The following is a 21,884-nucleotide window of genomic DNA, read 5'->3' as shown; positions in this document are numbered from 1 at the left end:
TTTGTGTTTCGGTAAACTTCTTTTTTTTCATGTGTCAGTTAAAATTAGCTCTTTTCGAGTCTAATCCATGACTGTCCTAATTTCAGGGAAGCTTACAGGCTATAATAGCCAGGCTGATGAAGGCATCTTCAATGGCATTGCTATTGGGTCTAACTCACGAGTGGCAGCCAGCAACTCAATGATCTTGGGCTGAGGTGTCAATGTAGGTATTGGCACCTCAGCCCCAAAAAGCAAGCTGGAAGTGGTCGCCGATGAAACGGATAACAGCGGACTGCGGCTGTCTAAACTCACTAGCCAAAGCAAGACGAGCCTGACTACCGATCAATTCCTGACTGTCAACGAGCAGGGTGATGTGGTCAAGGCTCGGTATCAGCTGCGGATAAATACCGCCAATGAGTGGAGTGATAAAGTCTTTTTACATACTTACCCCCTACGCCCCCTGGCCTCAGTAGCTACTTACATTGCCCAGCATGGCCATTTGCCCAATATTCCCTCGGCCGAAGAAGTGGTTAACGAGGGTGTTGATTTGGTGAAGATGAACGCGACACTACTGGAAAAAGTGGAGGAATTGACCTTGTATAGTATTCAGTTAGAAAAGGCCAATCAGCATCAAGAAGCCCGAATTAATCAGTTAGAAACGCAGCATAAGCAGGAAATTGACGAGCAGCATAAGAAAATTGAACGGTTAGAGAAGCTAGTTCACCAATTACTGGAGAAGAAGGAATAGAACGCTTACAGGATTTGGCTCAACTCAGTATCATCGTTGAACAGCATGATAGCTATTACTTGAAAATCTCAAAAAATGCTTCCCATTGAGACATAGCCGCTTTAATGGGTGAGCACTTAGCGCTGAGCAAAATGAGCTAACGCTTCGGCTTCCACCCGTTTGATTCACTCACTTTTGCACTGGGTATAAGTCTGCGAGTTTTGCCCATGAAACCGCTGACAACGAGCTTTCTCCTGAAAATAGGCATGGGCTAAATCGGACCGCTCGAGCAGATAGTCTCGAAAGGCAACATGACGATCAATCTCAGGTGAACTTACTTGATAACAATGAAGATGAATCAATTTGCGCCCCGTAGTCGCATCGGCTTTTGTGTAGTAGCGACGCCCCACTAGTCCGTACTCTCCCCGCCACTGATAGCCCAAGGCTTCCATTGTTATTCGGTGCTGATCAAATTCCGCCAAGCTTTTCACGACCGGAATCAAATGCAAGATCGGTTTAGCCGCTATAGTGGGGATGGCGGTTGATCCGATGTGATGAACCGTGATCAACAGGTCGCCCAATACATGGGCTAATAGATGGCTTTCCACTTTAGCCAGTATATGCCAATCAGGATTATGAGCGACTAATTCTACCTTATCTTGGCTGGCCATAAACAGCTACTCGCTTTTGAGTCGGCTAAATAAGCAAAAATAAATCCTGTTTCTATCGGGTGGTGAATAAGCCAACGGGTTGCTGTTCTATAATTCGTATCTCACATATTCCTCCATTATAAAAGAAGCAGATCGAAATCTGCTCCTCAAATAGTCTGACCATAGCAGCAGGGCTTACAAGACTCAATAAGAACACTCAAATCAGGATTTGAGTGGTTTAGCTCATTGCCGATTCGTTTTTTTGCTCAAAAACACGAATGATGAAACTTCTTTTCTTACTGTTGCTCTTACCTTCTCTTTGGGGCCAAGCTCAATCCAATAAAGCAACAGCGATAGCCGCCGATACGAGTGGCTTTGCCGCCAAGCTGGAAACCTTACGACAACGCTACCAGATCCCTTCGCTTTCCGTCGGTATTGTGCAGGGCAAAAAACTCATCTGGTATCGCGGCTTAGGATATGCGGATATAGACCAGAAGATAGTGCCTACGGCACACACTGTCTATTACCTCGCATCGGTCACTAAAACATTCGGCTCGATCATTCTGATGCAATTGGTGGAAGCGGGCAAGATCAACCTGGATGATCCCGTCACCAACTATGGGATTAACCTGGGTGCCCGTTGGGGCAATGATAACCGCATCAAGCTGAAACACTTGTTGACCCATACCGCCCAAGGCAATTCATTCAACGGCTTTAAGCCTGGCTACAGTTTTGGCTATAACGGCGACTACTACGGGCAGCTGATCTGGCCTATCGAACAGGAATCGGGTCGAAGCTTCGGTCAACTGCTGGTTGAGCAGATCATCCGGCCGTTGGGACTGACCCATACAGCACCTAATCTGTCCGATACGGTCAAATTTTCCCTGACTGACTACGATAGGATCGCTTACAGCCAGCTCTTGGCTAAAGCGTATGATCGGGTGAAGGGGCGGATCGTGCCTACCACCTATCCGTCGTACTTTGGCCCATCGGCGGGTTTGCTCTCTAGCGTTAACGACCTAGCAACCTATTCCATCGCCATTGATGAGGGTCGGTTTTTACGGGCTGCCACCTGGGAACAAGTCTTTACCCCGTTCCGATCACCAAAAGGCAAAACGCTGCCCTATGGACTAGGGTGGTTCATTCGAAGTTACAAAGACATTAAGGCCCTATGGCATACGGGCCTTTGGACGGGCAATTCCTCCTTGCTGGTGAAAATTCCCCAGAAAGATCTGCCGCTGATCTTTCTGGCTAACTCGCCGGATCTGAATCGGCCTTTTTATGCCAAGTATGATATTTTCCGGAGCAATTCGCGTCTGCAGAAAGATCTGCGAGCCTCGGTCTTTGCCCGTGCGTTTTTGGATCAGTTCGTATTTCCCTCTAAATCTAAGTCTCAATAAAACGCTCATTTGTTCCTTTACGTTTTCTCCACTTTGGCAATTTCAGCACATTTCCGGTTTCACCTTTACCCTACTTTTGAACAAACTAACAACTCATTCAATGTATGAAATCCATCTCGCCAAACATCTTCGTCAATGACCTACAAGAAACCATCACCTTTTACACCCAACTCGGCTTTATATTAACTGATGAAGTGACTACTCCCGAAGGCGAAAGGGTATTTGCCATGGTGACGAACGGAAGTGTCACGTTCATGTTTCAGAGCTTTGCCAGCATTGAAGGCAAGCATCCGATGGTGAGTCGCACCGAGGGAGGATCGCTTTTGTTGTACATTAGTTTGGATAACATCCGTCAGTATTATGAATCTATCAAAGATCACATAACCGTGCTCACCGGCCTGGAGAAAACGTTTTATGGGGCTACTGAATTTTCGCTCTGCGACAACAATAATTACCTGCTAACTTTTGCAGAACATGACTAAGGAGCCACTCAATCCACTGGAAGTAACACCCGCAGAAGTGAAAAAGCTGCGCGCGCTGAAAATCAAAAAGAGTGAAATGCACTTGCACAGAATAGAGGTATTGCAGACGCTGCTTGATACGTCAACGATCAGGGCGATGGAGCTGTTTGCCTTATCTGAGTTTCAAAGTCTTCCCTCCATCGGGATACGCTTCGCACATGACTTGATCTGGATGGGCTATTATTCCCTACACGAGTTGAAGAGTGAGGATGGAGCAAAGCTCACCGATCAATTCGAATTGGAGAAAGGGGTATGGATCGATCCATGTGTTGAAGATCAGTTTCGGCTTGTTATCCATTTTGCCAACCACCCAAACAGTACACTCAATTGGTGGGACTTCACCCCCGAGCGCAAAGCCTTCCGCGAAAAAAATGGCTATCCTGCCACGCGGCCAAAGAAGCCTTGGTTTGAGTCACCTCAGTACCAAACAGACAAAAAAATACCGGCCACGCACGAGGCCACTCAAAAATACCTGCATAAAAACTGAAACGCGCCTTGGCGTACATGACCAAACATCCAGCTGAAAAAATCACCATCGCTCAACTGGCTGAGGTAGCACACCTCTCCCCCTATCATTTCATCCGTTGCTTCCGTAGCGTCTATGAACTGACACCTCTGCAATACCTCACGCGACTACGATTAAAGCAAGCCTCTTTACTATTAAAGAAATCAAATGCCACCGTCGGCAACATCGTTCCCCAATGTGGCTTTGAGAACGAGAGCGCTTTTATTCGCTTATTCAGAAAAGAATTCAGAATGACACCAATAGCTTATCGTAAGCAGTTTGGAACGAAAAAGAAGTGATCTTGCATTCAACGCTGCCTACCTCTACCCCTTGGGTTTTTAGCTATTTTCTTCACGATCATGCTCTGAAATAGTGGCTTATCAAAGCATTCTGCTTCCGTTTGGTACCCGCTGGTACCCGCCCAAGACTTTACTGCCTATATTGGCCTCACTATGGAAAACCAAAGCCCAATCCTGCGATACCTGTCAACGGCTTATCGAGAGCATACGCCCGTCATGTCCAACACCAATGCGTGTGTGAGCCGCATAACCATTATCACGGAAGATCCCCTGTTGTTCGAGATCGATTTAACCATCGGCGCTGACCAGCTGCGAACGTACGTCATTCAGAAGCTGTCGACCGAGTCGAGCGACAATCCCATTTATCAGGTCGCACCGGTGCATCAGGGAACAATGGGGTCTTTTTCTAAACTAACCGAGTCGGACTTGTACTACATGGTTACCAGTAAATCGTTGACCGACGAGGAATAACAGGTTACGTTAACAAGCCGCGCCATAGCCTGGTTGCATCTCAACCCGAAATGACCTGTTATACGATTGTCACCAAGGCGCAGGGCGGCACGCTGACGGTGAAAAGTGGGCTGAGGCAGGCCGCCAAGTTTGTAATTTCCCTACTTAGTTACTTGGCCGCTTCACAGTCACGCCGTTATGGGGCCGTTTCGTCCATTATTTGCATCCATATGCAAAGCAACTAGCTCCTTCATAAAGTTAATAGTCACTGTCCTAATCTCACAAATACGCTCTGATTATAAGATTTTTATGCTATAAATTCAAGTGGTGATGAGTCTGAACAAGTTGGTGGCGATCATTATTCGTCGCAGAAAGAATCTCGCTATCCTAATAAAGATCATCGACATCAATTCTTTAAAAAATCCTGTATTCTTCTGTCATTCCAATCTAGCCCAGCAAAGTAGAAGAATACAGGATTTTTTTTTCTTATCGGATAATCACCTTCAATTGCTGGCGATCCTGTTTCGTCTGAACGCTCAGAATCAGAATACCCGACTGACCACGTATCGGTAAATCAACAATATCGGTATGACCAGCCTCGACAATCTGATGCTTGCCAACAACCTGCCCTTGCTGATTCACCAGATTCAAATCGACTTTCTGACCTTCAACATTACTAACTTGTACCCGTACCCAGTCGCCTTCAATCGGATTGCCCAGAACGCGAACCTGCATGGTTTTTCCGGATTCTTCTACGCCCTGACGTCCTGCTACGGTACAGGCTGCTAACCAGTTGTACGTATAGCTGGCTGCGCCGTTGCCTTGCTGGGCTCGCAATTCTAACGCCGAATTATCCGTATACAGCTCAAGTTGGTAGGGGCCAGCAGCGATGGTCGGCAACAACTCGTTGACTACCGAAAAACTAATCGGATCACCCGTTAGGCCGCTGTACTGCGGAGTGAACGTAACGGCACGCTTGTTGGCTCCGATACTCACACAACTTAGTGTCTGCACGCCCGTGATGGCAAATCCATTGGTTGTGTTAGCCGGATTGACGGTCAGCAGAAAACTCGTACTCACACTCAATCCTTGGGGGTCAGTAGCTGTCACGATCACCGTACTCACGCCCGTCACGCTGGGAACGCCCCCGATCTGGGTCGGTGGACTGAAACTTAATCCGGCCGGTAAGCCACTAACTGATAAGACCAAACTTTGGGGCGACTCGTTGTCGGTGAACGTAAGCTGCGGAATGGTGTAGCCAAACCCTTCCCCGACTTTAGCCTCCTGATTAGCCAGGGGCTGATTGACCCGTGGTGGTGTGTTAGGTTGGGGGCTGCTGCAACTGGCCAGCCAGTTATAGTTGTAAGAAGACTCACCCGCGCTACCATCCTGTTTCGCCTTCAGCACAATCGTCGGATTGTCGTTGTAGAGCTGGAGCGAATACGGGCCCGGTGCCGTTGTGGGAGCCATCTCGTTGACAACCTGGAAGCTGATGGTTTGGCCGTTCACGCCCGCATACTGAGGCATAAAACTGATGGCGTATCGGTTATTGGCTACCTGCGTACAAGTGATTGGATTAACGCCTGTGATCGCAAACGTCCCGGTTGCCGTTACCGATGTGGGTTGCACCGTGAAGGCAAAGCTCGTAGACGTTGTGAGGCCGCCCGGATCGGCAGCTGTTAACGTAACGGTAGACGTACCGGTTTGTAAAGGCGTGCCAGATAACGTAGTACCGGTTAACATCAGTCCAGCCGGTAATCCGCTGGCTGTTAACGTGAGCGCATTCGGCGTCTGGGCGTCCGTGAACGTCGTAGCCAGATTCAGGCTGTACGGCTGCTGGACGATAGCTACCTGATTTGACACCGGATTGACCAGAGTAGGCGGAGTATTGGTCGCCGTTTGTTCGACGACCGTCAGTCGGAAACTGGTACTTACCGCGAGTCCCTGTGGATCGGTCGCCGTAACGGTAACGCTGCTCACACCCGACACCGCAGGAACACCTCCGATCTGGGCTGGTGGTGTAAAGCTTAATCCCACCGGTAAGCCAGTAACCGATAAGACCAGACTTTGGGGCGTTTCATTGTCAGTAAACGTAGTCTGCGGAATCGTGTAGCCAAAGCCTTCGCCCACCCGCGCTACCTGATCGCCAATGGGTTGATTGACGCGAGGTGGCGTGTTAAGCTGCGGATTGCTACAATTCGTCAGCCAGTTGTAGGCGAACGATATTTCCCCAGCCGTGCCTGCCTGTTGTGCTTTGATGATAATCGTCGGGTTATCGGTATAGAGCTGTAGCGTGTATGGCCCAGGTGCCGTGGTCGGGAACATCTCATTCACTACCGAAACACTGACCGGTTGCCCACTAAGCCCATCGTACTGAGGGGTAAAACTAACCACGTAGCGATTAGCCGCAATCTGCGAACAGGTATTGGTCGTCACGGCCGCGATACCAAACGTTCCGGTCGGCTGGCTACCCTGACTAACCGTAACCGACGCCTGACCGGAGCAATTGCCAACCGTGCCCGTAACGGAATACGTCCCGGCGTTATTGACCACAATGGAGTTGCCATTTATCCCCGTCGACCACTGATACGTAGTGGCTCCACTCGCCGTCAGCGTAGCACTCTGACCGTTCGTGATCGTCAGCGACGGATTTGCCGAAATCGATACCGCAGGAAGGGCATTATCCTGCACAACCTGCGCTGATGCAACAGCCGAACAGCCGTTAGTGCCCGTCAACGTAACAGAGTAGGTGCCAGCAGCCGTTACACTGATGGACGAGGTAACAGCCCCCGTATTCCATCGATACGTACCACTGCCATTCGCATTCAGACTTACCGCGGGAGTCGTACAGGTTAACGTAGCACTACTTGGCGTAATGTTCAGGGTAGGCAAGCTGTTATCCTGGTAGACCTGAATTGACGCTGTTGCCGAACATCCATTAGCGGCAGTTACCGTCAACGAATACGTACCCGCTGCCCCCACGCTAATGGTTTGGGAAGTCGCCCCCGTATTCCAGCGATACGTGCCTGTTCCATTGGCGGTTAACGTAACAGTCGAACTGGCGCAACTCAACGTAACACCTGCCGGCGATCCGGTGGATGGACTAATACTTACAGAAGGGAGGTTGGCATTCTGAACCACTTGTGCCGAAGCAATGGCCGTGCATCCGTTGGTAGCCGTCAACGTAACGGAGTACGTTCCAGCGGTTGTGGCACTGATGGAGGACGTAACCTCGCCCGTATTCCACCGATACGTACCGGTTCCAACGGCACTCAAACTCACCACCGGATTCGCACAGCTCAACGTAGCACTCGCGGGGTTAATGCTCACCGTCGGTACTGAATTCTCCTGACTAACCAGCGCAGTCGCCGTTGCCGAACAACCGTTAGCGGCTGTCACCGTCACCGAGTACGTTCCTGATGTTCCAACGCTGATCGTCTGTGAAATTGCTCCCGTATTCCAGTGGTAGGTTCCCGTTCCGTTAGCGGTTAATATAGCACTTGAATTCGCGCAGGTCAATGTAGCACTGGTCGGATTGATACTCGCCGAAGGCGCTGAATCATCCTGGATTACCTGCGCCGATGCGGTCGCCGTGCAGCCGTTGCTCGCCGTTAACGTAACGGAATACGTGGCCGCCGAGGTCGCACTGATGGAGGCCGTCGTCGCGCCTGTGCTCCACCGATACGTACCATTGCCCACCGCGCTCAGACTCACCGTCGGTGTAGCGCAGGTCAACGTAGCGCTGCTTGGCGTAATGCTCACCGTCGGCTGGCTATTATCCTGGAAGATCTGGATCGACGCAGTCGCCGTGCAGCCATTACTGCCTGTGAGGGTTACGGAATAGGTTGCGGCTGACGTAGCACTGATCACCGACGTAGTAGCCCCGGTGTTCCAGCGGAACGAACCACTGCCCACCGCGCTCAGACTCACCGACGACGTAGCACAGGTCAACGTAGCGCCGGTCGGCGTTCCGATACTCGGGTTAATACTTACTGTGGGTACGTTGCTATCCTGATCCACTTGGGCCGTGGCCGTAGCTGTACATCCATTGCTTGCCGTGAGTGTTACCGAATACGTATTGGCTGTGCCTACGCTGATGGTCTGCGACGTAGCGCCCGTGTTCCAGCGATACGTTCCTACACCATTAGCGGTTAAGGTAACGGTCGAATTCGCACAGGTCAACGTAGCGCTGCTTGGCGTAATGCTCACCGTCGGCGCTGAATTATCCTGGAAGACCTGTGCCGTGGCCGTAGATGAACACCCGTTGGCACCCGTAAGCGTGACCGAATAAGTATTGGCCGTGTTGACCGAAATACTTTGCGTAGTAGCGCCCGTGTTCCAGCGGTACGTACCTGTTCCATTAGCGGTTAGCGTAATACTCAAATTCGCGCAGGTCAACGTAGCACTGCTTGGATTGATACTTAGCGTCGGTAGGGAATTATCCTGAATTACCTGTGCCGTAGCCGTAGATGAACACCCGTTCGTACCCGTCAACGTAACCGAGTAGGTACCAGCGGCCGTTGCACTAACAGTGGACGTAGTAGCACCCGTATTCCACCGATACGTACCACTGCCAAGCGCACTCAGACTTACCGTGGGCGTAGTACATGTTAACGTAGCACTGGCTGGCGTAATACTTACGGCTGGTACATTCGTATCCTGGCTAATCTGAGCGGAGGCTACAGCGGTACAACCATTGGCGCCCGTCAACCTAACAGAGTAGGTATTCGCCGTGTTCACGCTGATGACTGGAGTAGTTTCTCCGGTATTCCAGCGATAGGAACCAGTTCCCATCGCACTCAAACTCACGGCTGGACTGGCGCAGGTTAACGTAGCAGAGCTTGGGCTGATACTCACCATAGGCGTAGTATTATTCAGAAAGATCTGTGCCGTGGCCGTAGATGAACACCCGTTGGCACCTGTCAGCGTAACCGAATAGGTATTGGCCAGACTTACCGAGATTGTTGGTGTATTTGCTCCTGTGCTCCAACGGTACGTTCCCGTGCCGTTAGCCGTCAGCGTAGTACTGACATTTGCGCAGGTTAACGTAGCGCTGGATGGCGTAATATTCACCGTAGGCGCTGAATTATTCTGGAATACCTGTACTGATGCACTATTGGTACATCCATTGGGAGCGGTGACGGTAACGGAGTAGGTGCCTCCAGTAGTGACGCTACGTATGGTAGTGGCCGTGTTATCATCCCACCGATACGTTCCTCCGCCGGTTGCCGTAAGACTTATGCTTGTCGTGTTACAGGTCAGGGTGGTGCTGGCGGGAGTCTGAATAGTAGCTGTTGGGGCAGTGGTATTGCTGCTTACCGTTGTGCTGGTGGTACTGATACATCCGGCTGAATTAGCCACAGTCACCGAATAGGTACCGGGAGACGTGACGACTCGGGTAGTGGTGGCCCCGGAGGTACCCAGCACCGTGCCACTGCTGTTGACAAAGGTATAACTGGTGCCTCCCGATGCCGTCAGTGTTACACTCGCCTGAGCACAGGTCAACGGACCGTTGTTGAGCAAGCCTGCACCAGGCAGGCTGTTTACCGTTACGTTGGTGGTAGCCGTAGCCAACTGGCTATTGCCAATAACCCGCAGCGTGAATGTTTGTGAGCCCGAACCAGCCGCCGTCAAACTCTGACTGAAGGTCGAACCAGACGTAGTAGCCGACAGCGACGTACCACTACCATTCGTCAGGGTGTAATTATAACTCCCCGTTACGTTGCCGATGGTGGCTGTAAACGTAATCGGGCTACCCACGCAAATGGTGTTGTCCAGCGTAGCAAATCCCGTGATGGTAGGTGGTGGCGAGTACGTAATCGTGAACGCATTCGACGCTGTGTTTCCGTTACCAGCCCCATCAGTAGCTACGTTGGCGGCCACGCTCACTGAAATAGTTACCGTGCCGGTGCCACTAGGTGTAATGGGCAGCGTATAATTAGCCCCACTACCCGAAAGCGTCCCCTTTGTACCGTTCGATACCGAGATGTCGCCCACTATAAAATTCGTCACACTTTCCGAGAACGTAATGGACACTGTAATTGGGGAAGTGCTGGTGGGATTGCTGGCCGAACTCGTGATGGATACCGTTGGAGCCACACCATCCACCAGCACGCCGTTAGTCGACGCTACGTTATTGAGGCTCAGGTTTGCATTGATCGTGTTATTTCGAATAGTACCACCGTTGAGACTAATAGCGCTACCCAGAGTTACGCCGTTATTGTCGAGGTCACCACTTACTACCGTGTAGGCAAATACCAGTGTCGTGCTGCCGCTACCGCTTACATAACTGGCCGTGCGGGCGGTGCTGCCAACTGTCAGAGGAATGGTGGGCGTGCCGGTTACGGTTACTGGCTGGTCAAATACTACGCGAAAATTCAATACCGCACCGATTCCGTAGGTAGAATTGGCCGGGACGCCAACGCTGCTCACCTGTGGCGTTATGGTAAAACTGTTGGTACTGGTGCCTGTTCCATCGGCATTCTGCACTGAAATAGTACCCGTGGCTGCTCCATTAGGCACTATAGCTGTTAACTGACTATTACTAAGTACGTTCACGGTCGTGGCAGGCACTCCGTTAAAACGTACCGTTACGTTGCCGGCATCGTTGAAGTGCGAACCGTTGATACTAACGCTGGTTCCTGCCAAACCGCTCGTGGGCGAGAAACTGGTTACGGTAGGCGTCTCCGTCACATTGGTAATCGTGATAGTCAATACCTTGTCAAAGGTCAATCCACCCCCGTCTGTGGTCCGTATCTTGATGGAATAGCTGTTTTTGGCTTCGAAGTTGGGCGAACTGGTGATGGACAGGCTGTTGCCGCTAATGCTGAAAGACGCGTTGTCAGGATAGTTCGTGCCGTCAGCAAGTGCGTACGTGAACGAACCACCCTGGGCGTCAGTACTGGTAAGGGTGCCCACAGTTGTACCCGCTGCTACGTTCTCCGCTACGCTGCTCGGGTTCAGGGTTATGTCAGTAGGCGCAGTGTTGCCGATTCCCGCCTGCTCGTAGCGGTCAATAGTACCATCGCCCCTACCTACTAGCAGATCGAGCAACCCGTCGCCGTCGATGTCGGTCACGCAGGGTTTGGCATTAGCACCTGCATTAATGCTATTGAAATTGCTCGTAAGCTGGTTTACATTAAAGGACCCAACGTCAGACTGCTCAAACCGATAAATGTTACCCGTATTTACACCGACAAGAATATCAATCCGGCCGTTACCATCAATGTCCACACAGAACGGAGCGTCGTTGCCCGACAGTTGCAGGTCATTGAAGTTGGTGTTGATACGATAGAAGTCGTCGGTATTGTAAATGAAATTCTGTTCAGAATGACTGATGATACCGTCACCTTTTCCCAGGATAATCTCCAGAAGGCCATTGCCATTCAGATCAGTCATGCTGGGAACTGTATTGGCATCGGTACTGATACCCGCAAAGTTGTTCGTTACCAAATTAAAAGTAGGCGCTCCGACACCTGTCTGCTTATATTCGTCTACGGTACCGTCGCCACGCCCCAGGATAAGGTTGAACCTGCCGTTGCCCTCAAGGTCTACAATAGATACCGTAGATTCGGTCCCCGAGTCAATGTTAACATTCGAGCTAGTCTTTAACGTGCCTAGATTAGTGAAGGCGGTTCCATTGGGAGTTGTCTGTTCGTAGCGCATCACCGTTCCGTCGGCGCGTCCTACCAGCAGGTCCAGTAGCCCGTCGCCGTCAATGTCAGCCACTGCCGGGGCGGCATTGCTACTCACGTTCACACCGGCAAAGTTATTTGCTATCAAGTTAAAGGTGAGTAAATTACTGGCCCGCGTCACCGTGAACGCCGAAGACGATAGACCGTAACCACTGGCGTTCGTTACGTTAATAATCTGCGTGGAGGCCACCCGGGGCACCGTTACGTTCAGCTGTGTACTTGAAACGACCGTGAAGGGGGCCGATATTTCGCCGAAACGTACGCTGGTGGTACCCGTAAAATTGCTACCGTAGAGGGTGACCTGGGTGTTAATTCCACCACTGGTAGGCGAAAATGAACTGATGGTAGGAGCTTGGGCTAGCACAATCTGCCTGATGGTGACTAGGAGCAGGAAAAGTAAAAGTTTAGTTTTCATACGATTTTTGAAAAGTTGAAAATAATTGTTACTATATCTCGCATAAGTTTTCTACGTGTTTATAGGATGCTATTTTAGTACATAAAATTGGGTGCTAAGTACTCTCAATCCGATTTTAAATGCTAACACTCTCGTCGCATTCTTTAACACTCTCGTCGCATTTGGCGAAAAAAAAATCAGTATTGAATTCATCAACTCACCTTTTTACCATTACCCGTTTACTTTAGAAAGAAACTTCTCTATACCGTATGTTGAATATGCTAGGAGTCGCCAGCTATACGGGCATGTACCTTAACCTGATGGGTAATGACCAGAGCGTTGCATGATTGATTGGATTAGGTCTTGAGTAGGCAGCGTAATGGTACGTGAATTAGAAAGTATTTATCCTTCAATGAACCCATTATGTACTGCATCCTGACTGCCATTGGCATCGATACGTATGCGGTAGCGTGTACGATAGCAAACCGATGCTAGGCTTGCTACATTTCACTGGACATGACGCCAAGTAGCATTTGTCAGGATATGTAATAGGTTAAATCGAACAAATCTCTCCCACCGAGTACGAACAAGCATTCATGTGTCTGTTCCTTAATTCGGGTGTTAAAAGAGACTTTATAGTAAGGTGATGTAGGAGGGTAATAATTTCAGGAGGCTTGTCAATCGATACCAAAAGAGATTTTTTGCACGTAAAAATGGAGTTTGAAGCACAACATCACTGTCCTGTATGTGGAAGCCCCAAGCATCGCGATCCACGATACCCAAAGCATGTGTGTAAAGCCTGCGCGGCAAGAACCACTGACAAGGCAGGGCGACCCGTGAAATATTGGAATACCAATTTCGGGGGCGGATGTCAGGGTGTTTACTTGGATGGGGAGAAGGAGTTGTACCCTTCGGATGTCTGCTATATTGACAACTTTAGATGCGTGGCCGAGGAAGCCAGATTCGGTGGCATTGCTATCCAAGTTAACGAGTTGGATGTTGCAACAACTGAGTCAACTCCTCAAGAGAGTAATCCGTCAAAATCAGGAGGATGGTGGAATATGTTTCATCGTTGGTTTTCATAAGGCCAAGTATGCACGGGTTGAGTTAGACACCTATTGAAAGATCAGTCTGGAATCAAAAGGTACATTCTCAAAATACCCTCCCATGTGAGACGAACGATCGTTCATGTATTTGCTTCAGTATTGGAGCAATTAGTGAGATGGACAATTCTTAAACTAGTGTAGCCTTATTCAACTCATTGGAGGCAACGAGTGCATAGCCTACCAAGTCATACACTCGTTGCTGGCCGTTCAGCATAACCCCTCAGCCAATCGCTCCTGCCCTTGATCGTGTGAGTAGCCACCTAGTCTTTTTTGTATGCTATTTCGGTGATAGTCGATGATTACACCAGCAGACATCCGTCTTGAGAAACGACTTCTTTTCCAATTCTATTCGTCTATGCACTCAATGCTGACCGCTAGTGGGAATGCCCTACCGGGGAGCTAGCCAGAAGTAGGGAACATAAAAAAACGTCGTTTTGGGACTCAAAATGGATAAGTTGAGACAGGATTGATAGCAGTTGAGACAGGATTGACAGTCCGCCTGCTGACAAGCACTGATCTTTGGCCCACAAAACCACGACGTTTCTGATTTCTCCAATAAATAAATTACTGAGATCTATTTCTAATAAATGATTAACTTGACATTCATGCATATAAGCGTGACGCGAACACGATATCTACGGCTTCTGTGCGCAACATCGTAGGCAACTACCCCATGAGCCAGCACGGGATTAGGCTTGCTTTTTCACCGATCACCTGTTTCACTTTTCTTTTCACGTATGCAACACGACTACTGTTATCAACCGGCCCTGGCCGAAGGGCGACCAACTCGCCAGCAAGGTGGCAACAAAGCCCCTGAACTTCTTTATGCCTTGCAGTTGAGTCTACTTGGGCTTGTCTGGCTGTTGAGTGGCTTAAGCGCCCAGGCCCAGACGCTGTTATGGCAGAAAACCCTGGGCGGTACCCAGACTGATTATGCCACTGCCCTAACATCCACCAATGATGGGGGGATGGTGATAGCTGGCTATACCAGTTCCACCGATGGGGACGTAACAGGTCAACACGGAGGGGGAGACTTTTGGGTGGTCAAGCTTGATGCTCAGGGCAATCTATTGTGGCAGAAAACCCTGGGCGGCACCCAGTCTGAAGTACCCTGGGCCATTAAGGCCACCAGCGATGGGGGGGTAGTGGTGGCCGGCTATACCCAGTCCACCGATGGGGACGTAACAGGCAATAAAGGAACAAGTGACTTTTGGGTGGTCAAGCTCGATGCCCAAGGCAATCTATTGTGGCAGAAAACCCTGGGCGGCACGGGTATTGATCAAGCCTATGGCCTAACGACCACCAGCGATGAGGGGGTAGTCGTAGCTGGCTATACCCAATCTACCAACGGAGACGTGACAGGTACTCGGGGGAATAGAGACTTTTGGGTGGTCAAGCTTGATGCTCAGGGCAATCTATTGTGGCAGAAAACCCTGGGCGGCACGGGATCTGATGCCGCTTCTGGTATAACGACCACCAGCGATGGCGGGCTAGTGGTGGTGGGCTATACCAGTTCCACCAATGGGGACGTAACAGGCCAACACGGAGGGGCAGACTTTTGGGTAGTCAAGCTCGATGCTCAGGGCAATCTATTGTGGCAGAAAACCCTGGGCGGTACGGGATATGATTATGCCAGTTCCATAGCGACTTCAAGCGATGGGGGATTGGTCGTGGCGGGCACTATCGAATCCACCAATGGGGACGTAACGGGCAACCATGGGGATTATGACATGTGGGTAGTTAAACTCGATGCTCAGGGCAGTCTATTGTGGCAGAAAACCCTGGGCGGTAGTGACTATGATGAATCATATGCCCTAACGGCCACAGGAGATGGGGGGTATGTCGTGGCGGGTAATGTCTATTCCACCGATGGGGACGTGACGGGTAATCACGGGGATTCTGACTCTTGGGTAGCCAAGCTCGATGCCCAAGGTAATCTGTTGTGGCAGAAAGCCTTGGGAGGTAGTGACGACGATGAAGCATTTGGCGTAATGCCATCGGGTGATAGGGATTTAGTGGTGGTGGGAGATGCCTATTCTAACGATGGAGATGTAACGGGTCATCAGGGACGGTCAGACTTCTGGATAGTGAAACTGAGGGCTCCCATTATCCTCAGCAGTTTTACCAGCGGGGCCAGTACTGTCTGCGCGGGTAATCCCCTCACGTTCACCGCCACGGTGGGCGAGCTAACGGGCAGCTACGACTATACCCTCACCAATGGTACAAGCACCACGTCGGGCACTTCGGCCAGCACGAGTTTTAGTGAAAATCTGGTGGCTTCGGGCAGTGGGCCTCAAAATTTTACCCTCACGGTGAGCAATAACGGCCAGTCGGCAACGGCCATTACCAACGTAACGGTGACTACGCCCCCCATCCTGAATCCCATAACGGGCAACCCCAACCTGCTGGTGGGTGCTACTACCCAGTTAGCCAATGCTACTATGGGAGGAATATGGTCGAGTGATAACCCGACAATTGCCAGCGTCAGTGCCACCGGTCTGGTGAGTGCTCTGGCGGTAGGCTCGACCCAGGTTCGCTACACGGTGGCCGCAGCGGGTGGATGCCCGGCGGTGGAAGCCCTCTACCTGCTGACCGTCAGCGAGCCGGCACCCGACGGCCCCACCTGTGACACCTACACAACCCGAACCACAGCCAATGGGCTGGGCAGTAATAACTCGTTTAGTGTGTATGCGGTGGGCAATATAGTCTATGCCGCCACTCAGGGTGGGTTGAGCATCTCCACCGATGGGGGCAACAGCTTCACCAACAAAACCACTGCCAACGGGCTGGGCAGTAATTTCGTGATTCGTGTGCATGCAGTGGGCAATGTGGTCTATGCTGCCACGTTGGGGGGTGGGTTGAGCATTTCCACCGATGGGGGCAACACCTTTACCAACAAAACCACGGCCAACGGCCTGGGTAGTAATAACGTGGTGGGTATATACGTGGTGGGCAGTATGGTGTATGCTACCACTGACGGCGGCTTGAGTATCTCCAGTGACGGGGGCAACAGCTTCACCAACAAAACCACTGCCAACGGGCTAGGCAGTAATATCGTCAGAGATGTGTACGTAGTGAGCAATGTAGTGTATGCCGCTACGGCTGGTGGATTAAGCATTTCCACCGATGGGGGCAACAGCTTCACCACCCGTACTACCGCCAACGGTTTGATCAGTAATGATACGTATGTGGTGCAGCCGGTGGGCAATGTTATCTATGTCGCCACGGGTAGCGGGTTGGGCATCTCCGCCGATGGGGGCAACAGCTTTACCAATCGGACCACCGCCAACGGACTGGGCAGTAATTTCGTGACGGGTGTGTACGTGCTTGGAAATGTGGTCTATACCACCACCGATGGCGGCTTGAGTATCTCCACCGATGGGGGCAACAACTTTACCAATCGGACTACCGCCAACGGGATAGGCAATAATAACGTGTATGGTGTATCTCCCCTGGGCAGTCGGATCTATGTGGCTACCGTTGGGGGCGGATTGTCTTTCTGTCCAGCCCCTGCTACGCCCCTACTGCTGAGCAACTTCACGGCTAGCCCCACCACCCTGCTCACTACGGCCAGCACCAGTTTGTCGGCAGTGGTTACGGGGGGCACGGGTCCTTATAACTATGTTTTCAGCGGACCGGGTATCATTGGACCGAGCGGCAACACGGCTACGATATCGGGCCTGAGTGCCGGGGTGCAGACCTTCACCGTGACGGTAAGTGACGCCACCGTCCCCACCAACCAAACCATCTCCGGCACGGTGAGTGTAACGGTCATCGACAATATGCCAACGATTAGCACCTTCCAAAGTAATCCAGCGGTGGTCTGCGCGGGTAGCCCTGTTGCCTTCACGGCCACGGTGGGCAACGTAACGGGCAGCTATAGCTACACGCTCACCAATGGCATCAGCACCACCACGGGTACTACGTCCAACCCGTCTTTTAGTGAAAATCTGCTAGCTTCCGGTAATGGTCCTCAGGAGTTTACCTTAACGGTAAGCAGTAACGGCCAGTCGGCAACGGCCACCACTAACGTAACAGTGAATGCCCTGCCCACGGCCACCATTCTCACACCAGCCAGCACTACCTTAACCTGCACCAACGCCAGCCTTAGTCTGACCGCTACAGGAGGAGCTACCTATCGCTGGGAGGATAACTCCACCGATGCGGTGCGGTCAGTCAGTAGTAGTGGCACCTACTCGGTCACGGTTACCTCGGCCAGTGGCTGTACGGCTGAAGCAAGCACGAGTATCGCCCAGGACAACATGATACCTACGGTGAGTATTACCCCCAACAGTACTACGTTAACCTGTAGTACTCCAATTGTTAATCTGAGTGCAGTCGGTACTGGTACGTATCAGTGGAGCACCGGGGAAACCACCCAAGTCATCTCGGTGACCGCGGCCACTACGTATTCGGTGACCCTCACGGGTACTAACGGCTGCTCGACTACGGCCAACGCTACCGTTTCTCAGGATATTACGTTGCCCAACGTGAGCATTACCCCGTCGACTGGAACGCCAGCCGGTGTTACGTTGACCTGCGCTAATCCGACCGTGAGTTTGAGTGCGGTGGGCAGCACCGGTACGTATCGCTGGAGTACGGGGGCCACTACGTCAGTTATTTCAGTAACCACTGCCAATACGTATTCGGTGACACTTATCGGAACTAATGGCTGTACGGCCAGTGCCAGTGTGATTGTGAGTCAGGACAATAGCTTACCTAGCCTGAGCATCAGCCCAAATTCTGCTACGTTGACCTGTAGTACTCCAACTTTGAGTCTGAGTGCAGTGGGCACTGGTACATATCGCTGGAGTACAGGAGAGATCACCCAAACCATCTCGGTGAGTACGGCTAATACGTATTCGGTAACCCTCACGGGTACCAACAGTTGTACGACCAGCGCCAGTGTGGTGGTTGGTCAGGACAATACCGCTCCTACGGTGAGCATTACTCCTTCGACCGGAACGCCGGCCGGTGTTACGTTAACCTGCGCTACGCCGACTGTGAGTTTGAGCGCAGTGGGCAATGGTACGTATCGGTGGAGCACCGGGGAAACCTCGCAGGTTATCAGTGCCACCTCGGCCAACACTTATTCGGTGACCCTGACCACTACCAATGGCTGCACCGCGAGCGCGTCGGCCACTGTTGGTCAGGATATTACGTTGCCTACGGTGAGCATCAGCCCCAACAGTGCTACGTTGACCTGTGCTAGTCCAACCGTGAGTTTAAATGCAGTGGGCAGTGGTACGTATCGGTGGAACACCACAGCCACTACCCCGGTTATCAGTGCGTCTGCTGCCGGAACCTATTCAGTTACCCTGACCGCTACCAACGGCTGTACAGCCACTGCCTCAGTGCAGGTATTTCAGGATAACACGCTTTCTACCGTGAGCATCAATCCGGCGAGTGCTACGTTGACCTGTGCTACGCCGACCGTCAGCCTGAGTGTTGTAGGAACCGGTACGTTGCGCTGGAACACGGGTGCTACTACACAAGCCATCAGTGCTACGTCGGCGGGGACTTACTCGGTGACCCTAACGGCTACCAATGGCTGCACGACCACCGCATCAGCTACGGTCACTCAAGATACCAATCTGCCAACGGTCAGCATAGCGCCTTCCATCGGAACGCCGACCGGCGCTACGTTAACTTGCGCCAACCCAGTCGTTAGCCTGAGTGCCGTGGGTAGTGGTACATATCGCTGGAGTACGGGGGCCACCACACCAACCATCTCGGTGAGTACAGCCAACACGTATTCGCTGACCCTGACCAGCGGCAATGGCTGCTCAGCTACGGCTTCGATTCAGGTGGGTCAGGATACGTCCCTACCAACGGTGAGTATTACCGCCAATCCGTCGCTGACCATCGCTACCGGCCAGAGCACTACGTTGACGGCTAGTGGGGCTACGTCTTATCTGTGGAGCAACGGGGCCACGACCAACTTTATCCTCGTCAATACAGCCACTACGTATTCGGTAACCGGCACCACGGGTAATGGCTGCTCGGCTACGGCCTCGGTGGTGGTGAGCCTCACCAGTGCTCCATCGGGACCGTTTGCCATCAGCGCTGTGACGACCAATACCTGTCAGCAGATTGCCAGCAACCGCTACGTGATCAGCTTCACACCTCAGTATGCAGGCACCAACGGCCAGCCCATCAGCTTCTCGGTAGTCAACGAGTTGTTTCCAACGACCGCTCCAGGGCCTTACACGCTTCAGCTCTACACCGATAACCCGGTGATTATCCTCAAAGCCCAGCAGGGCGGGACGCCGGGTGAAGTGACCTACGCCTACAATTGGTTGGCGGTTTGTAGCTCACCTCAACCTAACACCCCACCCCGCGTGAATCAGCCCCTGACAGATCAGATAGCTCGAGTGGGCGAGGGCTTCGGCTATACCATCCCGCAGGTAACGTTCACCGATAATGAGTCGCCCCAGAGCCTGGTATTGACGGTGAGTGGCTTACCAGCCGGCTTAGGTTTCATGCCACCCACCCAGATTGGCGGTGTGCCCACTGTAGCGGGTGTTCGTTCGATAACCGTGACGGCTAGTGATCCCCAGGGGCTCAGCGTGAGCACCAGCTTTGTCCTGACCGTTGTTGAGCCCAACGCTACGAACACGCCACCAACGCTGGTGAATCCCATTTCGGCTCAGGCGGGCATTCAGGAGCAGCCCTTTAGCCTGAACGTGGGCACTACCTTCAGTGATGCCCAGACACCCAATGCTCTGGTGCTGACGGCTAGTGGATTGCCGGTCGGGTTGACGCTGGCGGGTACGCTTATCTCGGGTACGCCTTCGATGAGTGGTACCTCGACGGTATCGCTGACGGCGGTCGACCCCGGTGGGCTGAGTGCTACGACCAGCTTTATGCTGACCATCCAGCCTGCTTCGGTGACGGCCAGTGCGCCCTTCGCTATCACGGGGGTAAGCCCGATCACCTGTACGCAGGTGGCTAACAATCGCTACCAGATCAGCTTCCAGCCTCGTTATTCGGGTCTTAACGGGCAGGTGGTGAATTTCTGGGTGGTGAATGAATTGGTGCCCACCACGGCTCCGGGTCCGTATTCGTTGCAGCTCTACAACGACAATCCGGTGATTGTGCTCAAGGCAAGGCAGGAGGGCAGTGCGGGTGAGACTACCTTCAGCTACAACTGGCTAGCGAGTTGTGGCACTCCCCCCCAACCCAATTCAGCCCCACGGGTGAACATTCCGCTGACGAATCAGACCGCCCGAGTCGGTCAGGCCTTTGGCTACACCATTCCTCAGCTCACGTTTACCGACAACGAGACGCCCCAAAGTCTGGTGCTCAGCGTGAGTGGTTTACCGGCGGGCATGAGTTTCAGTGCGCCGACTCAGATTGGGGGCGTGCCCAGTGTCAGTGGAGTGAGCACCATCACCGTGACGGCTACTGATCCGGCGGGCTTGAGTGTGAATACCCAGTTTTCGCTGACGGTGCTGCCAGTCAATGCACCGAGTGGGTTTGCCATCACGAGTGTACAGACGTTGAACTGCGTGAGTCTAAGCCCGAGTCGTCGTTCGGTGACGTTTACTCCCCAGTACAGTGGAACCGATGGCAGTCCGGTGAGCTTCTCGATTATCAATGAGTTGTTGCCTACTACCACAACAGGCCCATATACTCTGGAATTGTACACGGATAATTCGATCTTACGTTTACGGGCTCAGCAGGGTGGTTCACAGGCGAGTTATGACTACAACTGGCTAGCTGTCTGTAGTACCCCTGCTCGCCAGGGAGTAGCAGAGGCTGGCACAGGTCTACAGGTATCGGTACTGGGCAATCCGGTGATTGGTTCACGCGTCGAGGTAATGGTCCGTGGTATAGCTGGTCAATCTCTGACGGCTGAGTTAGTGGATTTGCAAGGACATCGGCTAGGTATTGAGCGGATTGAGCGTGCCGGTGAGCAGGAGCGACTAAGTCTACCGATTGATCGGTCGGTGGGCGTGTTGTTGCTGGAGGTACGAACAGCGTCAGAACGTCAGGTGATCCGACTTGTTCAGCCATAGGGCCTACCCATTTATTATCGAAACAGCCAGACCATCGCTGATCTGGCTGTTTTTGTTTTTGTAGATGGTCTTAAAACGAAACTTCAAAAAATCTTATATAACCCTCCTTTCGGTGTACACTCATAACAAGTGGAGCTG

The 21,884-nt window shown here is 52.0% G+C and carries 9 protein-coding genes; 7 read left to right on the top strand and 2 right to left on the bottom strand.

Translation table 11 applies throughout. The features are described from left to right. Window positions 1-241 precede the first annotated feature (241 nt). Window positions 242-727 carry a hypothetical protein gene (locus tag ACYVF1_RS27030; RefSeq protein ID WP_461084839.1) on the top strand — a complete coding sequence of 162 codons (486 nt, stop codon included), beginning with the start codon at window positions 242-244 and terminating at the stop codon, window positions 725-727. Between the two features lie 164 nt (window positions 728-891). Here ACYVF1_RS27030 and ACYVF1_RS27025 read toward each other — a convergent pair whose 3' ends face one another. Beyond that, complete coding sequence (locus tag ACYVF1_RS27025; protein ID WP_461084837.1) at window positions 892-1,377, bottom strand: GrpB family protein; 486 nt, start codon at window positions 1,375-1,377, stop codon at window positions 892-894. 281 nt (window positions 1,378-1,658) lie between these two features. Between ACYVF1_RS27025 and ACYVF1_RS27020 the strand changes: the two genes are divergently transcribed. The 5 genes from ACYVF1_RS27020 to ACYVF1_RS27000 all read left to right on the top strand — a co-directional run bounded on the left by ACYVF1_RS27020 (window position 1,659) and on the right by ACYVF1_RS27000 (window position 4,552). After that, on the top strand, window positions 1,659-2,756 hold the full coding sequence (locus tag ACYVF1_RS27020; protein WP_461084835.1) for a serine hydrolase domain-containing protein: 1,098 nt from the start codon (window positions 1,659-1,661) through the stop codon (window positions 2,754-2,756). Between the two features lie 104 nt (window positions 2,757-2,860). After that, window positions 2,861-3,238: a VOC family protein gene (locus ACYVF1_RS27015; RefSeq protein WP_461084833.1), complete on the top strand. Its 378-nt coding sequence runs from the start codon at window positions 2,861-2,863 to the stop codon at window positions 3,236-3,238. Continuing rightward, window positions 3,231-3,764 carry a helix-hairpin-helix domain-containing protein gene (locus tag ACYVF1_RS27010; protein ID WP_461084831.1) on the top strand — a complete coding sequence of 178 codons (534 nt, stop codon included), beginning with the start codon at window positions 3,231-3,233 and terminating at the stop codon, window positions 3,762-3,764. The genes ACYVF1_RS27015 and ACYVF1_RS27010 overlap by 8 nt, the downstream gene beginning before the upstream one ends. A gap of 17 nt (window positions 3,765-3,781) precedes the next feature. After that, the gene (locus ACYVF1_RS27005) at window positions 3,782-4,081 is read left to right on the top strand and encodes a helix-turn-helix domain-containing protein (RefSeq protein WP_461084829.1); all 300 of its coding nucleotides are present in this window, start codon (window positions 3,782-3,784) and stop codon (window positions 4,079-4,081) included. Between the two features lie 153 nt (window positions 4,082-4,234). Then, the gene (locus ACYVF1_RS27000; protein ID WP_461084827.1) at window positions 4,235-4,552 is read left to right on the top strand and encodes a hypothetical protein; all 318 of its coding nucleotides are present in this window, start codon (window positions 4,235-4,237) and stop codon (window positions 4,550-4,552) included. A gap of 465 nt (window positions 4,553-5,017) precedes the next feature. Here ACYVF1_RS27000 and ACYVF1_RS26995 read toward each other — a convergent pair whose 3' ends face one another. Further along, the gene (locus tag ACYVF1_RS26995; RefSeq protein WP_461084826.1) at window positions 5,018-12,640 is read right to left on the bottom strand and encodes a putative Ig domain-containing protein; all 7,623 of its coding nucleotides are present in this window, start codon (window positions 12,638-12,640) and stop codon (window positions 5,018-5,020) included. Between the two features lie 1,822 nt (window positions 12,641-14,462). On the opposite strand from ACYVF1_RS26995, the gene ACYVF1_RS26990 reads away from it, so the two are divergent. Then, on the top strand, window positions 14,463-21,746 hold the full coding sequence (locus ACYVF1_RS26990; protein ID WP_461084824.1) for a putative Ig domain-containing protein: 7,284 nt from the start codon (window positions 14,463-14,465) through the stop codon (window positions 21,744-21,746). The last annotated feature ends 138 nt before the right edge of the window (window positions 21,747-21,884 follow it).

The organism is Spirosoma flavus, from assembly GCF_054778555.1.
This window is presented reverse-complemented; position numbering and strand designations above follow the sequence as displayed.

Bases quoted from the DNA above. Each gene is read 5' to 3' on its own strand.
- ACYVF1_RS27015 (WP_461084833.1), top strand. From the start codon at position 2,861: ATGAAATCCATCTCGCCAAACATCTTCGTCAATGACCTACAAGAAACC.
- ACYVF1_RS27000 (WP_461084827.1), top strand. From the start codon at position 4,235: ATGGAAAACCAAAGCCCAATCCTGCGATACCTGTCAACGGCTTATCGA.
- ACYVF1_RS26995 (WP_461084826.1), bottom strand. From the start codon at position 12,640: ATGAAAACTAAACTTTTACTTTTCCTGCTCCTAGTCACCATCAGGCAG.
- ACYVF1_RS27010 (WP_461084831.1), top strand. From the start codon at position 3,231: ATGACTAAGGAGCCACTCAATCCACTGGAAGTAACACCCGCAGAAGTG.
- ACYVF1_RS27025 (WP_461084837.1), bottom strand. From the start codon at position 1,377: ATGGCCAGCCAAGATAAGGTAGAATTAGTCGCTCATAATCCTGATTGG.
- ACYVF1_RS27005 (WP_461084829.1), top strand. From the start codon at position 3,782: ATGACCAAACATCCAGCTGAAAAAATCACCATCGCTCAACTGGCTGAG.
- ACYVF1_RS26990 (WP_461084824.1), top strand. From the start codon at position 14,463: ATGCAACACGACTACTGTTATCAACCGGCCCTGGCCGAAGGGCGACCA.